We start from the raw sequence: 14,141 nt of genomic DNA, 5'->3' as shown, positions 1-14,141 counted from the left end.
ACGAGCTAGAGTACAAAATCTAGCTCATTCTATTAATATTAGTGCTAACAACTACAGGCAAAATATGAACAAACATTGACTAAACAACTACTTCAAGTATCTTCGAAGCATTTTGACTCATAAGCATTTTTTTGATGCTTTCTACATCAAGTTGTTCAGTTATCAAGATATCAACAGCTTCAGATCTCCACACCAAGTCACCTGGCTCCTGAAAGGAAATCCTTAGCCTTCTGATTACATCTAAGACCTTTCTAGACCAATCTTTAAAATCACTTAAGCTCCAATACATGACTTCTGCCAAATGAGGATGCCCACCACTTTTCACTTTTGTTACTGGAGACAGTAATATTGGAATGATTTCTACCTTATCTGAACTACATGAATCAACGTTCGACCTTATCCAGTTGGGGTGAGTTGCTACTTGTCTTGCCTTAGTCGCATTTAATGTATCACTTTCAGCATTGGCGTGGTCTTCAAACACAAAACACAAATCAGCTAACTGCCACCATGGGTCAGGGGACGCATCGGCCTCGACTTTATGAGCATCAAACCCAATGTGCTCACCTAGCAACCTGTGTGCTTCTTCAAACTCTCTGTCAGAGTTCAAACCTTCCCTAATTTGTTTTTCCCTTTGAGACAACTTTCTATCATGCATACACCCAAAAGAATGTAATAATGACTCTATATTCTCGACTTGCTTCATAGTTAACAAGTTCTTAGCTTCATCGGCTGCCCCTTCGATAGTATTTGTATATCGACTTAAACCAACTAGCCAAGGGATGTCTTTTGCCGCTTTTTTCGCTCGTATAAAGTGTTCTCGCGCTTTAATTTGCGCGTCAGAATACCCATGCTCATTAGCAAGGTATGCAGCTGAACCAGCCAAGTATTCCCATAAAGCTCTATAACCTCGCAAATTTCCCGAAGCTAGAGTACCTAGTATTTTTTCCGCTTGGTTCAATGCTTCTTCGTAATCATATGACCAAAGAGCTTTAACATATTCGATTTCCGAAGGGACGCTACTTGCCAACTCAACAATTCCAGGGAAGTTGGTTTTCGATTTAGAAGCTCTGAGTTCAACGATTTCACCGTTTACTTCTTCCCAATCCTCACCATTCTCAATAAATATTGAAAAGTTTTCGAGTAGGTCTTCAAAAGTGCTATCTATCGATTGCTCGACACCGAACTCTAACTCAGCTTGAAGTTCTGGATGAAAGTAATTTCGGCGCGCAGGATCAGCCAAAAAGTCTACAAGTTCAGACCCATTTACAACAACTGCTGAGTAATCTTCCAATGATCGGGTGCATCGACCAATAGCCTGAATCACTCTAGTTTGTATTCTTTCATTGAAGAGAACGTTAGCACCAATCCTGGACATCAAGAACTGCTCTTGCAAGTTTACAGTTTTCGGCAGCCCTTCAATAACTAATAAGCGACATTCATCTCCTGGAAAATCAATACCATCATATCGATTAGCAACGACCGCTGTCGCACTTTTACTGCTAATAAAAATACTCTTTGAGTCTTCTATATCACTCGCTTCAAAGACTTTTAGAGTGGTTTGGTCATTAACGGTGTCTTTTATCACCTTTGCTTGTGCTTCACTTGGTACTAAAACCAAACTGCGTTCAGTTTGTTTGAGTAATTCCAGATCAAACTTCAAACAATCATCTTCAGCTAAAGAAAGTGATGGAAAAATAAAAAACCGACGACCAACACCCTGAGTATCCCACCCTTCAGGAGTAGCTAGTCGATAAATATTTTTTCGTCCTAAGAGCCTCTCTAGGTCACCTCCTTCACCCAATGTCGCTGACATAAATATACGTTGTTTAGCATTATCAAATGAAGGGTGAACCCAGGTCGGCGCAATCAAAGGGCGAAGCAAGAACCCCTTAGACGACATATATAGATGGCACGCATGAACATTTGATCTAAGCATTGACCAGGAGTATTTTAGCTTCGTACCGTCCGTGTGCTCATCCAGAACATCTACCAAATCATCCTTGATTTTATGTAGGATAGGCGTTGGTAACTTATCAACCCAGCCCTGATCATAAGGGCTTTCCCAACTACCCGCTAACCTTGAATAGCTTGTACCATCTAAATAAGGCCGAACTAGCGAACATAAAGCTTCGTGAACAACTTTGTGGTCATCATTAAACCTTTCAACCTCTAATGACCATAGCTTTGAAACATAGTTTTCTGCCGCATGTGCATCATCAACAATTATGATATCAGGGTCTTCAAAAAATGGATTAGTGTTGAAAACGCTACTGTATGTTGTAACAGCAACTGCCATTCCCTGCTTGTATTTTGCGACAGAACTAGGATCATAATTTGCTTTTTTGCCAGTAAAGCCTAAAACGGACAACCCATACTTGGTTTCTGCTTGTTCGACAACTTGATTTACTAATTGTTTAGTTGGGCAGAGATAGACAATTTTCTCGTTATTCTTTCGACGACGCCATTCAGCGATTAATAAACCTACTAATGTTTTTCCGCTGCCTGTTGGTAACTGTAAAGCGACATCACGGTGATTTTCAGCTTCTTCTGCATATCTTTGCATCATCGACTGCTGATGAGGAAGAACATCTGGATATTTGCGTCGAGGTAGCTCCCTAAATAACTGGTCAGGGCTTAACGAGGCTACATGACGCGCCCCACGCTTTTTAAAAGCCATAACTATTCCTTTTATGTTCTGAAATCTTTAATCTTACACTTAATATGCTCTAAGAAGATATGCACACGGTCACTAAAACAATGAAAGGATATCTATCCACTTTTTCTTTCAGAACAGCGTCGTATACACTAGGGTTCTATTACTTCGTTCTGAGAAGGATACTCATGAAAGCTCGCATTGGGGTTGCATCGGAAGATCTCATTCGTAGGCACATGATTAGTGTGGCCGCAGGCAACATTAGCCATTATAAGCATCTACCTACATTTTGGTTCACGTCACTAAATGAAGCTTCAAAGCTACTATGTAATGAGAATATCGAACTAATGCTGCTGATCAGTAGAGAAAAACCTGAAACTCTAGCTGATCTTGCGGAGATTAGCGGTCATCATATCCACGAACTGTCACGAAAAATCGACGCCTTATCATCAAAAGGATTTATCCAGTTCGAGGAGAAAGGGAATGCTTGCCGACCTATCACTCTATTTACTGACTTTGAGGTCCTTCTGGGCAAAGAATTGGAGATTACACTGCAAGAAAGCTATCTTGCATGATACCCACCACTCGTTACTGCGGCGCATGCCGCTTGGGTAACACAGCTTTATGCTGTGCAGACTCGAATGGTGATTGTTTTTAATACTTTCCGTCTAGGCCAACTTGGTAGTCACCGACGCTCTCTTCCAGTTCTATTTTGAGGGCTTCAGTTACTTCAACCAGCTTATCAGTATTGGTAGAGATAGCGTGATCAAGCAAACCAAGAAGTCCATTTAGCGTAACCTCACTATCCTTTGATTCGGCTTGCTCGTTATCACTTCTTGTAGCCTTAGCCTCGTTCTTCATATCAGCCTCGCTCATAAAAATGCCTGCCGTACACACGGCTGTAGCACAATTACACTCTCGCCAGCCTCTGAGAAGTTGCCTCAGCAAAGAACTTCAATAATTTTCAATAAAAATAATTAATTTCAAATGGTTATAAACCACTAAGATTTAGACACTAAAAGTTAGTGTCTAAATCTTAGTGCCGATAAATCAAACAAAGCGTCCAGTCATTACCCTGCATAGAAGCTCCACTTGAAGCTACTGGTGTTAAAATACTTAGCGTATATGCTCACTTCTCTAATCCAACTAACCAATGTACCATGGAGTAGTCAATCAATCTTAAGGCCATGATAGTTTGAAGTTTTACGTTGTTTCTGACCTACACCTAGATATTCACGGAATACGCCGCGATTTTTGGCATGACTTCGATAAAGAAGCCACGTTGGTCGTTGCTGGTGACACGGCAAACGGTCTATCAGGCATAGCATACGTAAAGAATGTACTTTGCCGCCACTTTAAGGCGGTCATCATGATTGCAGGAAACCATGAATGGTATAGCAATACGAGTAAATCCTACCGATATACAAGTGAGTGCGAATCTAGTACTAACTCAGGTTCTCTCAACGTTTCTAAGAGTTCAGTATTAGCAAAGCTTAAGGCTCATAGCGATACCACTGAAAACCTGTTCTTTTTGAATAATGAGTCGATTGAGTTGGACGGATACACTATCTTCGGTGGAACCCTTTGGTTTCCCATTCACACCTATTCGGTCGAGCTTGTAAATGCATATTCTGAGTTGATGAACGACACTAAGTTTATTGGCAGCTCTATGATTGAAGAGCAGCACAAAGCATTCATTAACAACTTTCCAGAGAAAGTTGATCTAGCAATATCTCACCACCTTCCCTCTAAAGAAGCTTTTGCTTTCGAGCAAAATGCCAGCAGCGATTATGCTCCGTATTATCATGCAGGGTTGAGTAATGAGTTGATCTCAAGAGCTAGGTATTGGGTTGCAGGGCATCAACATGATGCTGTAGAGAAAGTGATCGCTGACGGTAGTACCACATTCATTTCTAACCCCAAGGGTCCTGTCCGCTTAACCAGTGGATTACTTACTAATAAAGCTTATTACCTATAAGAGCTAGCCAACACTTCGGCATCTGAAAGTCCCCTAGGGCTTTCTCACTTCGCTCATTGCTCACCTTGTGAATAAGACCCTAGGAATTATGTACAGGTTCATCATCTATCTGCACAGCAAACAACACTTTTACGCGCATTAAAGTGTATTAACTGTATTTTTGTATGTAGCAGCCATTCTTAATCTCCTCATTCACTTTGTTCATTTAAGGCAACTGTTCATTTATTATGGACAACCTGCATAACTGAACAAACAATTAACGCCCCACTCCCTATAGCAGCTTTCATAGCTAAAATAATCCATTCTGCTCATCAACAATTTTGACTTACAAGCCATGCGTAATCATTTACTCATAAAGAGCCTCGCCACACATTAATGAGTAAATTTTTACTCATAACTTGAAAAAAAATGACTTTAAGAGTAAAGTTTTACTCATTGATAAGTAGAGGTGTTGTCGATGGAAGAACTAACCGTACAAGCTTTTATCAGAGGTGAATGGATAGATATTGGTATCATCTCATTCCCTAAAAGTAGCCAACATAATTTCCGAGTGACTGAACTCAACTACCTCAGCGACTATGCGCTAGAACATCACGATAAAGATGACTTTCACGCTGTTTCACTAAACCACCCTGTCTCATTCTTTTTTGATGACATGGGTAAACCTGGATGGTTAAAGTTTCTAGACGATATTATGCCTAGTGGCGCTAGTAGACGATACTGGGTCAAACACCTAGATATTGAAGACCTTAGTTCTGATGAACAAGACTATGTTTTGCTCAAGTTTGGCACAATGTCGCCTATTGGTAACTTAAGAATAAAAGACTCTCTTCCTGAGCGCTACGAAGTAGCAGACAACCTCTACTTCTCTGTTGATGATGTTAAAAATCGAGCAGGTGATTTCCTCGACTATGCACAGCAAAGAGGGGCAGCCGCAGGTGGTGCAACAGGGGCTGGAGGTGAAGCGCCAAAACTGATCCTCCGATGTGGTTTCGATCATGGATCTGGCAGCGAAAAAATATGGATTGACCCATACCAAGATGACAATAGCAACCACGACTTACATTACTTAGTAAAGTACCCTAGAGGCTCAAGAAGCACCATCGACTGTAATATTCTAAGAGCTGAGTTCTACTTCTACCACGAGCTAACTGAAATGGGAGTTGAAACGATCTCCACCGACGGTATGCGCTTGGAGGAAGGATTAAACTACCCTTCCTTGTGGCTTCCTCGATTTGATGTTCAAATTATTGAGCAACAAATAGAGAGATTTGGCATGGAATCTGTGTATTCCATTTTGAACAAAGGCGCTGGGGTCACTCTTGATCACGAAACAACAATCCGAACTCTCATAGAAAAAATTACTGAAAGCAATATGGTTAAACACCAAGGGTATAGGTTTGATACCCAAGCTTTCGTCATTGAATGGGTGAAGAGAGATCTACTCAACATCTTGTTTGGTAATAGTGATAACCATGGCAGAAACACTTCATTCTTAAAAGGTGATGGAGTCATAAAGCTTGCTCCCGTTTACGACTTCGCACCAATGAAAGCTGATCCTGAAGGCATTCCAAGAACAACAAAATGGAAAGCCCCACTAGAGGTTGGCGGAACTTACGACTTCGTAGGAATAGCGGACACCTTATCTGATCTCGTGCCAAAAGAAGTGTTATTACAAGAGCTAGAGGTTACTGCAAGTAAATGCATTGATTTAAAGCAGAGACTAGCATTACGAGGAGTACCAGAACAAATCTTAGAGATGCCAGCCGTTGGACTTAATCATATATCAGAAAAGCTCACTAAATGGGGGCTACTATGAATAAGCCAAGCAATAAAGAGTCCGTACAAGATACAGTTGCTCGTCTAAGAGCAAACCGAAATCAACATCAGCCCAAGACTGGGACGAACACAACTCATTCAACCAAAGAACGATCGCAACTTAATACTCCGACTAGATCGAAAACCTCAAAAAACGCCAAAGCAGTAAGTGCAGCAGAACGCAAAACCGAGGCAAACAAAATCATCAAACACTTATTGCTTGGAGAGCTAACACAAGGCCAAGCGTTGAAAAGTTTACGCATTAATATACTGGGACTCAAACAGGATGTGTTCGCAAGACTTGTCGATGTCTCAAGAAAAACACTCTCAGATATAGAGAATGATCGGGGCAGCTACAATACAGAGATTCTCAACAAGGTATTCAAACCATTTGGCTTAAAAGTCGGAATGCTACCGTCTTCTCCCGATGTGTTAAAATCGCTACTAATAGATGGTGAGGCTGGGTAAAATACTCAGTATCAGCGCTATTGCTTTAGATCAAATTGCTATAACAAGCTAGAATTTTTAAATAATTTAGGAATACATGGATGCGGGTTCAGTTCCTTTTGAAGCAGGAAATTGATGTAACATTTGATGCAACACCATATTGGCAACGTCGTTATAAGTTACTGAATTAATGAAAAATGAGAAACCATTTCAACTCCCGCCAGCTCCACCAAACGTTTGGAAAAGGCCACCTTCGGGTGGCCTTTTTTGTATCAACAATCCACTTTCCACATTGTCTTCTTGTCTCACGCACTCATGCTACCTGATAACTTTTCACGAGCATTGCTGCATAACTCTGAACGTACGCCGATTTAAAAACTCGTTGAGTATTAGGTAACAGACGATACGCTCATAAATACACAACCAAAAGCACATGGAAGTTCAGAAGAACTCATTCAAGGCCAAAAAGTGTGTACTATATGCTCTTCGATTTAAAGTGTTCTAAGTTTTTGGGGTATCAACAACTACGAGTGCTAAATCTAAGTTATAGAATTATGATGAGTTAAAGTTGAACAATTTGGGTTTATCACTAACCATCAAAAGATACTTAATAAGCCTTTTCTTTTGTTCTTGGTTATCACAATTGGCGGAAACATAAATTATCAAGTCAATCTAGCATTACGATGTAAATTAATAAAAACACCTCTTGACCAAGCGACTAATTAACTATTTTCAATATGATTTCATTGTCTGAAACCTAGTATTTATAGATATCTTTACCATTCGATAGCTCTCGTTTATTTTGCTTCCACATTACCTGATGAAAGCCTCAAAAATCCAATATAATATAACTACCTAAGATTAGCGAAGACTGAGTGTTCCAGATTTAAACTTTATTAATGCTAATAAAAATCGGTCAAGTAGATAAACATAAATCTAAAAATGTAATTTTCAAATTCACAAGTTACAAGGACAATGCAGTACGAATCACATAGTTAACATTAAATATTGTAAAAACACACAATACATATACATTTATAGATTTTTAAAATGAAAAAAATCGATGTGAAAAATTACTTAGTTGGATTTATTACAATCATATTGTTGAGCATTAATATGAGTTTTGGAGAGAGTATATTGAATAGCGATAAAGTTAACCAATACACACCACAAATCAATGGTGTGCTAACAAAAAAAGGGAAGCCGATTAATAACCAAAAGGTTAGTCTTAGTATTGGTTTAAGCGCTTCAGGAAAATCAATAGACTTATCAACATTTACTGACAGCAGTGGTCGGTTTGAATTTTCTCCTGTGTATGAGAACAAAGAGAGCGTTAAGATCCCGCTTATTGAACATTATGTAACTATTGTTTTAACCACAGAACTAGATATTGATGAAAGCGTTATTATTTGGGAAGGTTCGTTCGATGGCTATGAAATAGAGGATTACGTAAAAAACAATATGGCTAATCTAGTCTGTGATGCAGCAAACCCTCTTAAGTACTTTGCCTTTTCAATTGATGATGACGAAAACGATGACTACTACGTAAATAGTCAATGTGATTTATTTGGATATATTGACTCTGACTTATATGGAAATTAAAGAATGCAATCACTCTCACCAAAGCTATCATCTAGAATCGCAGAAATCCCTTATTCTGTATTCGCAACTAATGTTCGTAACGTTAGTGGTTATATAGCAAAGTTTTTTACATTTGATCTAAGGAATGATGTCAAAAAAGGAACGACAAGTGGCTTTATGGGATTTGGTGGAATGACATCAGATTTTGTAGCGATAGGTCGAGGTAAGGGCGAGTTTGCCGATACTTTAGTATTTTCCTTCCGAGGCACTCAAGCAAACATCGGCGACATTATGACCGATGGAAACATTGGGATATCAGGTACCTCATCCGGTTACAGGGTACATGCAGGTTTTGTAAATCTCTTCAATACGATAAAGCCACAACTTGCAGCATACATCGCTGGTTATTCGAAAAAGAACATGAAAGCACCGAAGGCAGTACACTGTGTAGGTCATAGTTTAGGTGGTGCTCTTGCTTCATTAGCGGCAGATTGGGTGAAGAGTCAGTACGGCTATAGCGTACACCTATATACTTTTGGCGCACCAAAAGTTGGCTTTAAACCATACTCAAGAAGGGAGTTAGATTCTTCATATCGCTGCACTCATGGTGCAGATCCAGTTCCGATGTCTCCTCTTTGGCCATTTACTCACGGTGGTATTGAGTATCGGCTAGATGGAAGTTCTGGCATCTACTTCTGCGCTCATGGACTAGGAAAAAAATCTGTTCCGGGTTATGTCAATACCGCTACAAGTAATGAGTGGTCGGCACTACAACCCAAATCTCAAACTTACCTAGAACGCAACGTATTTCTTGACTTCAACAATAGATATAATGCTCGAATGACTGATGGTTGGGTAAGTAAAATAGTCTCTTCAATTTTGACCTTACTAAGAATTTCAGGTCTGGGTCATATAATACAACAAATAGCAACCGTAGGCCTTACTGCTTGGGATCAACTAGCTAAAGCTATGGCATACATTTCAAAACTAAAAAACGAGTATACAGAACACGTCCGCGGTATTTTAGGTCACATGAATGTAATGTCAGGTAGCGCAGCGATCGACCTATCGAGTATTACTTATAGAGTGATAAAACTTTGTTTTTCGAGACTAGTAAGAAGGTTAGACAGTCATGTTAGAAATGCTCTAAATATAGTAGAGTGACAGTAAAAGACACTAACAATTATTCTAAAAACAGCTCTATTAGCCTCAACTAGATTGAGCTCAAAAAAAGCGAAGCTATTTAGGCTTCGCTTTTTATTAGGGCTTAGAGTTGTTAACAATATTAAAATCTATATTCCACACCTAGCGATGCTTGGTTAAAATCAGTTTTTGTGTTTGCACCATTCGCTACGTTCTCAGCATTCAGTTCTACGTCATACCACATATATTCTGCGTTAACTAAGAAGTTATCAGTAACTTTAAAACCAACACCGGCACCAGCGAATACACCTTCGTCATCTTTGTTGCCTTGGAAGCCCGCAACGTTGTAATCCGTCGAGTACCACATTTGACCGCCTTTTGCGTAAAGATCGACACGATCAGCAATAGGGGCTGTAACTTTTAGTGCTGCGGTGTAACCGTCTGTTTCGGCATTTGCTAAGTTATTACCATAGCTACCAAAATCAATGTAACCGCCCTCTAACGCTAAGTAAGGGTTAAAACGGTAACCAACCAAACCTTGAATAGCATCACTGTCATCATCAAAGTCATCTTGTCCATCAACTTTTAAGTAACCATAATTGGCGCCGACATAAACACCATGATCTTTGGAGTCCGCTGCGTGAGATAAAGTACTAAACGTTGCTAAAGAAAAAAGGCCAATCAAAGTAACAACATTGCTTTTCATTTCGTTCTCCTAATATAAGTGTCATTGAAAGTTCGAATTATACAAGGCAAATGCAATGCCAATTTTAATTTAATGAAAAAGACTTTCTACTTTATAAAAAATTGACATTATTTTGAAATTAGAACAACAAAACTAAAAGTTATACCGTTTTATTTACCTTGAGAAAACAATATTAGATTTCTGTAAATACTAATGATGTAAAACATTCTATTTTATTTGTAGTTTTTTCAAAAGATAGGAGAAATCAATAAACAAACCCCAATCATCAATTATTTACATACCCATTATATTTAGGATTCTTAATTTTTGGTCTGGATTCTTTATGAACGAGTAAGGAAGGTAATCACACATCGGCTTTTTCTCTCTTTGCTTCAATAGGTAAATCTCCTACTCTGTGAAGAGGCTATCTCCATGGGACTGAAGTATGTTAAAAGGCAGTGAGTACCCTTCTATCCGAGCATTAAGGACGTTTGTCGCGGTTGCAAATTACCTCAGCTTCTCTAAAGCGGCGGATGCCCTATGCATTACACAAAGCGCAGTAAGCAAACAAATTGCCGCGCTTGAACAACTAGTGGGTTTACCTTTAATACAAAGAGGCTCGAATGGTATTGAGTTAACAGAGGAAGGACAACGCTACCTACCGCAAGTCACAGAAGCACTAGAACTTATTCAGAATGCAACCGCCAACTTAATCCAATCAGATTCAAAGCAAGAATTGCTCACCGTGGATGTTACTCCTTCTTTCGCTAGCCTTTGGTTGGTACCTCATATTGATGACTTCCACCAGCGACATCCCAATATCCGTGTAAGAATCTGTACCGGAGATGGGAACGTCAAAGGTTCAAGCGGTGAAAGCGACCTGCATATTCGTTGCCTTCCATTGTCCACGCATTATGAATACAGCCACTTACTATGCGAAGAAATACTACTATTGGTCGGTTGTACTAACGCTCCTGCACTCAAGAATGTGCACGCTGTTAGCGACTATCCGTTGATACCTCAAATCACTCGTCCTCAGTTGTGGGAGCAATTTAAGGCTGCACATGCAGTAGAATCAACCGTTAGCTATCACTCTGTAGGCTTTGAACATTTTTACCTAGCTTACGAAGCCGTCAAAATGGGAAAAGGACTCGCCTTACTTCCTGATTTTATGGCGCAGAATTCTATTTTAAGAGGGGATATCCAACGTATTCTCAACCTATCTTTACAGAGTGGTTATGGTTATTACGTGATGCTCCCAAATTATCGCCTATCGGCTAAGAAAGTGGCGGCGTTTTACGAATGGTTGAAGAGCAAACTAAGCTAATATTGTTTTCTTGAAATGCTTTTGGTAACCCAAAACAACTCAAAGACTTCAGTATCTGTCTGCTCCAAATTGTGGCATTCTCATTAACACTGTTTCAAAAGGATAAATGGATTGAAAGATATGGACAGCAATTCGCCCAAACTCTCATTACGTACCATTGAGCCAACGGATTACCCTGAGCTTGCAGAACTAATGGACTTAGTGTTTCCTGATGTTGGCGGCTCATGGCCACGGCTAACTATTATGGATCTCATTCATCAGTTTCCTGATGGCCAAATCTGTATTGAGGATAACGGCAAAATAGTCGGTGCAGCATTAACCATTAAAGTGGACTACAACCGCTTTTCTCTTCCTCACCTGTATACCGACATCATTACCGAAAACAACGTCATACAGAATCAAGTAACCGGTGATGCAATGTATGGTCTCGATGTATTTGTCCACCCAGACTATCGAGGGCTACGTTTAGGTCGCCGTTTATATGATGCGCGTAAAGAGCTTTGCCGCAGTAAGAACTTCAAAGCCATTTTAGCCGGTGGTCGCATTCCTAATTACCACCAATACGCAGATGAACTGAGCGTTGCAGAGTACATCGACAAAGTAAAACGCCGTGAGCTTCATGACCCTATTTTGTCTTTTCAGCTTGCTAACGACTTCGATGTAAAACGAATCATGCGCGGCTACTTACCAGAGGATAGCGCTTCTAAAGGTTACGCGACACTGCTGGAGTGGGATAACTTTTTCTACGAAGAGGATATTCAATCCGTACACGATGTAGAAAAAACACTGATTCGGATTGGTGTCGTCCAGTGGCAAATGCGCGCGATGAATGACCTAGAGGATTTGCTCGATCAGGCTGAGTTCTTCATCTCTTCTCTTGCGAACTATAAAGCCGATTTCGCCCTATTCCCTGAGTTCTTTAACGCACCGCTGATGGGCTTGCAAAACGACAAAAATTCCGTTGAAGCAATCCGCTTTTTGGCTAGCTTTACAGAAGAGATCAAAAACCGTTTCTCGCAGATGGCGGTCACCTACAACATCAACATTATTGCAGGCAGTATGCCCGTTATCGAAGATGGCAAACTGTATAATGTGGCCTACTTGCTGCAACGAGATGGTGAAATTAACGCTCAATATAAAATCCACATCACGCCTCATGAACAAAGAGACTGGGTGATCGACGGTGGTGACAATGTTCAAGTGTTCGAAACCGATGCGGGCAAAGTCGGCATACTGATTTGTTATGACAGCGAATTCCCTGAATTGGGAAGAATGTTAGCAGAACAAGGCGCACAAATTGTATTCGTTCCTTTCTGGACGGACACAAAAAATGGCTATCAACGAGTACGAATTTGTTCCCAATCTCGTGCCATTGAAAACGAATGCTATGTTGCAATTGGTGGCAGTGTTGGTAACTTACCTCGTGTTGATAACGTGGACATCCAGTACGCGCAATCTGCCGTATTCTCACCGTCGGATATCTACTTCCCTCACGATGCAACCTTGACAGAAGCAAGCGCCAACACCGAAATGATGATCTTCGCCGATGTTGATTTGACTAAGTTGAAGCAACTTAATACCGAGGGTTCAGTAACCAACTTACGTCACCGACGTCTTGATTTGTATGGCGCATTTACTAAAGCTAAAGAGTCATAATGGTGTGCCTTATTCGCCGCCACACGGGAGCGTGGCGGCGAATAAAACAAGCAGCAGATTTATTCCGCACAATAATCAGAGGCATGTCAGTTTTTCTCAGCGGTGAGAAACAAGAATTGACCCAGTAGGACATTCGGAGTATCACTCCAACTTCGTTCCGCTTTTATTAGGGGAAAGCTTTTGGAACACATTAACGAACTTCTCATGTCAATGAAGCCTTTGCTCGAGCAATACGGCTACTTGGCGCTGATTGTCAGTATATTTCTAGAAGGGATAGGTGTACCGATGCCTGGTCAATCGCTGATGATCGCGGCATCTTTGCTCTCTTCAGAACAAGTCATGAACCTAAGTATGGTTATGATGGTATCGTGGCTAAGCTGCTTTTTTGGGAATACCTGTGGTTACCTAATCGGTTATTACTTTGAAGGCTGGTTGGATAAAAAAGGCTATATCTCTGGCCCGAAGATGCAAACACTTCAACTGACTATCCAGAAATACGGCCCTACGTGCTTGGTCGTCAGTCGCTTTATTGAAGGAATGAAGCAATTTATGCCTCTTGCATGCGGTATCGCGAAAATGCCACGTAGAGAGTTTTTGCTCGGTAACGCCCTCGCGGCAACGGTTTGGGTATTGGTATTCAGCTTGTTAACTCACTTTGCATTTGAACATTTAAGCGTGTTGAGCAACCTGTACACCGAATACAAATATCTGGTATGGGCATTTGCTGCTGTCTTATTTACGTGGATGGTTTTAGGTATTGTTAAACGCAAAAAAGCCAAATCAATGCAATAACGACAGTCTCTTCATTAGCGCATAACTAAAGCTCGTGGTATCAGTGAGATGCGTAATACGA

General features: G+C 40.5%; 12 protein-coding genes. 9 read left to right on the top strand and 3 right to left on the bottom strand.

Translation table 11 applies throughout. The annotated features are described in order from the left end of the window. Nucleotides 1-79 precede the first annotated feature (79 nt). Nucleotides 80-2,677: a DEAD/DEAH box helicase gene (locus tag MTR11_RS03830; RefSeq protein ID WP_243327041.1), complete on the bottom strand. Its 2,598-nt coding sequence runs from the start codon at nucleotides 2,675-2,677 to the stop codon at nucleotides 80-82. Between the two features lie 164 nt (nucleotides 2,678-2,841). Between MTR11_RS03830 and MTR11_RS03825 the strand changes: the two genes are divergently transcribed. Next, nucleotides 2,842-3,228: a transcriptional regulator gene (locus tag MTR11_RS03825; RefSeq protein ID WP_243327040.1), complete on the top strand. Its 387-nt coding sequence runs from the start codon at nucleotides 2,842-2,844 to the stop codon at nucleotides 3,226-3,228. Between the two features lie 79 nt (nucleotides 3,229-3,307). On the opposite strand, the gene MTR11_RS03820 is transcribed toward MTR11_RS03825, so the two are convergent. Then, complete coding sequence (locus tag MTR11_RS03820) at nucleotides 3,308-3,529, bottom strand: hypothetical protein (protein WP_243327039.1); 222 nt, start codon at nucleotides 3,527-3,529, stop codon at nucleotides 3,308-3,310. A gap of 319 nt (nucleotides 3,530-3,848) precedes the next feature. Between MTR11_RS03820 and MTR11_RS03815 the strand changes: the two genes are divergently transcribed. From MTR11_RS03815 to MTR11_RS03795, 5 genes are all read left to right on the top strand, one after another. Further along, a complete protein-coding gene (locus tag MTR11_RS03815; protein WP_243327038.1) occupies nucleotides 3,849-4,631 on the top strand; it encodes a metallophosphoesterase in 783 nt (260 codons plus the stop codon). A gap of 457 nt (nucleotides 4,632-5,088) precedes the next feature. Then, nucleotides 5,089-6,450, top strand: a complete 1,362-nt coding sequence (locus MTR11_RS03810; protein WP_062851242.1) for a type II toxin-antitoxin system HipA family toxin — start codon at nucleotides 5,089-5,091, stop codon at nucleotides 6,448-6,450. After that, nucleotides 6,435-6,917, top strand: a complete 483-nt coding sequence (locus MTR11_RS03805; protein WP_045604471.1) for a helix-turn-helix transcriptional regulator — start codon at nucleotides 6,435-6,437, stop codon at nucleotides 6,915-6,917. Before MTR11_RS03810 ends, MTR11_RS03805 begins: the two co-directional genes overlap by 16 nt. A 1,029-nt stretch (nucleotides 6,918-7,946) precedes the next feature. Beyond that, nucleotides 7,947-8,498: a DUF6795 domain-containing protein gene (locus MTR11_RS03800; protein WP_225462117.1), complete on the top strand. Its 552-nt coding sequence runs from the start codon at nucleotides 7,947-7,949 to the stop codon at nucleotides 8,496-8,498. 3 nt (nucleotides 8,499-8,501) lie between these two features. Next, complete coding sequence (locus MTR11_RS03795; RefSeq protein ID WP_243327037.1) at nucleotides 8,502-9,641, top strand: lipase family protein; 1,140 nt, start codon at nucleotides 8,502-8,504, stop codon at nucleotides 9,639-9,641. A gap of 121 nt (nucleotides 9,642-9,762) precedes the next feature. On the opposite strand, the gene MTR11_RS03790 is transcribed toward MTR11_RS03795, so the two are convergent. After that, nucleotides 9,763-10,326 carry a porin family protein gene (locus MTR11_RS03790; RefSeq protein ID WP_005391484.1) on the bottom strand — a complete coding sequence of 188 codons (564 nt, stop codon included), beginning with the start codon at nucleotides 10,324-10,326 and terminating at the stop codon, nucleotides 9,763-9,765. 424 nt (nucleotides 10,327-10,750) lie between these two features. Here MTR11_RS03790 and MTR11_RS03785 point away from each other — a divergent pair, with 424 nt between their 5' ends. The 3 genes from MTR11_RS03785 (at nucleotide 10,751) to MTR11_RS03775 (ending at nucleotide 14,080) form a co-directional block, all read left to right on the top strand. Further along, nucleotides 10,751-11,632 carry a LysR family transcriptional regulator gene (locus MTR11_RS03785; protein ID WP_243327036.1) on the top strand — a complete coding sequence of 294 codons (882 nt, stop codon included), beginning with the start codon at nucleotides 10,751-10,753 and terminating at the stop codon, nucleotides 11,630-11,632. A gap of 120 nt (nucleotides 11,633-11,752) precedes the next feature. Further along, nucleotides 11,753-13,288: a bifunctional GNAT family N-acetyltransferase/carbon-nitrogen hydrolase family protein gene (locus MTR11_RS03780; protein WP_005391488.1), complete on the top strand. Its 1,536-nt coding sequence runs from the start codon at nucleotides 11,753-11,755 to the stop codon at nucleotides 13,286-13,288. Between the two features lie 204 nt (nucleotides 13,289-13,492). Next, entirely contained in the window at nucleotides 13,493-14,080 is a 588-nt protein-coding gene (locus MTR11_RS03775) for a DedA family protein (protein WP_005391489.1), read from the top strand. Nucleotides 14,081-14,141 lie beyond the last annotated feature (61 nt).

This window comes from Vibrio sp. CCB-PB317, assembly GCF_022808245.1.
Classification (GTDB): domain Bacteria; phylum Pseudomonadota; class Gammaproteobacteria; order Enterobacterales; family Vibrionaceae; genus Vibrio; species Vibrio diabolicus.
This window is presented reverse-complemented; position numbering and strand designations above follow the sequence as displayed.